Origin of the sequence: Pseudomonas edaphica (genome assembly GCF_005863185.1) — a bacterium.
In the GTDB taxonomy this organism is placed as follows: Bacteria; Pseudomonadota; Gammaproteobacteria; order Pseudomonadales; family Pseudomonadaceae; genus Aquipseudomonas; species Aquipseudomonas edaphica.
Window position 1 is genome coordinate 1 of record NZ_VBVZ01000941.1, and the last position, 1,585, is coordinate 1,585.

General features: G+C 59.1%; 2 protein-coding genes. Both read left to right on the forward strand.

Annotated features, from left to right (window positions below; genetic code table 11):
* Positions 1-224: putative ATP-dependent zinc protease (locus FEM54_RS32290; protein WP_171045964.1), on the forward strand; the 224-nt coding region annotated here is incomplete at its 5' end.
* Between the two features lie 5 nt (positions 225-229).
* A partial coding sequence (gene rloB / locus FEM54_RS32295; protein ID WP_138454253.1) for an osmotic stress tolerance membrane protein RloB occupies positions 230-1,585 on the forward strand: 1,356 nt, incomplete at its 3' end.

Consider the following 1,585-nt stretch of genomic DNA (forward strand, 5'->3'; position numbering starts at 1 on the left):
ATGAGGACAAGAACTACACCGCCCGCCCAGTGATCTCCCTGGATATCTGCATGGGCACCGCTTTACGCAGCATCGAAGTGAACTTGACTGACCGCAGCGCCTTCCAATACCCGCTGCTGATCGGCTCCGAAGCGTTGAAACGCTTTGATGCGCTGGTCGACCCCAGTCTTAAATACGCAGCGGGCAAACCCGCCTGCGCCGCCGACGCTCATACCGCCGAGTAAACCGAATGCGCTCTCTGACCCTGCACCTGAGAATCCTGATCACCATCCTGGTGGTGTTGGGTATTTCGGTCACCGCCTATCAGATTTTCGTGCTGGGAATTCCCGTCACCGAAGACGCCACCGACGACCTGTGGAACATCGACGCCAAGGTCGAGTTCGTCGCCAACCCCAAGGACCCGGTGAAGATCTCGATGTTCGTGCCGCCCCTGAGCCGCGACTTCGTCAGTCTCAATGAAAGCTTTATTTCCAATAACTACGGCGTGAGCGTCAACCGCACCGACGGCAACCGCAAGGTCACCTGGTCGGCGCGCCGGGCCAAAGGCAAGCAGACCCTGTATTACCGCCTGGTGCTGACCAAGCGCTACAGCGGTGAAAAGGTCAAGGTCAAAGGCCCGACCTTCCGTGACAGCATCGCCGTCGAAGGCCCGGAAAAAATCGCCGCCGAAGCCCTGCTGGCGCCGATCCGCCAGCATTCGGCCGACGTCGAGACCTTTATCACCGAGGCGATCAAGCGCACCAACAACCTCAACGACGACAATGTAAAGCTATTGCTGGCGGGCGACCCGTCCACGCCACACAAAGCCAAGATCGTCGAACTGTTGCTGTCCATCGCCCATGTGCCGGTGGAAAAAGTCCACACCATCCGGCTAGTCGCCGACCAGCCGCAAACTCCGGAACTGTGGTTGCGCAGCTTCAACGGCAATGACTGGCTGTACTTCAACCCGGAAACCGGCGAGCAAGGCCTGCCGTCCGACCGGCTGCTGTGGTGGACCGGCGATGAAAACCTGATCACGGTGGATGGCGGCAAGAAGGCCGCAGTAACCTTCAGCCTCAACAACAGCGAGATGAACGCGATTCGCCTGGCCAAGCTGACGGACGAAAACACCGACGCCAATTTCCTCGAATACTCGTTGTACGGCCTGCCGCTGCAAACCCAGCAAACCTTCATGATCATGGTAATGATCCCCATCGGCGTGCTGGTGATTCTGATCCTGCGCAACCTGATCGGCCTGCAAACCCTGGGCACCTTCACCCCGGTACTGATCGCCCTGGCGTTTCGCGAGACGCAATTGGGCTTCGGCATTGCGCTGTTTACTATCATCACCGCGCTGGGCCTGTCGCTCAGATCGTACCTGGAACACTTGAAGCTGCAGATGCTGCCGAGGCTCTCGGTGGTGCTGACCTTTGTGGTGGTGCTGATTGCGGCCATCAGCCTGTTCAGCCACAAGCTGGGCCTGGAACGCGGGTTGTCGGTAGCACTGTTCCCGATGGTGATTCTGACCATGACCATCGAGCGCCTGTCGATCACCTGGGAAGAACGTGGCGCCAACCATGCGTTGAAAGTGGCCGTGGGCACACTG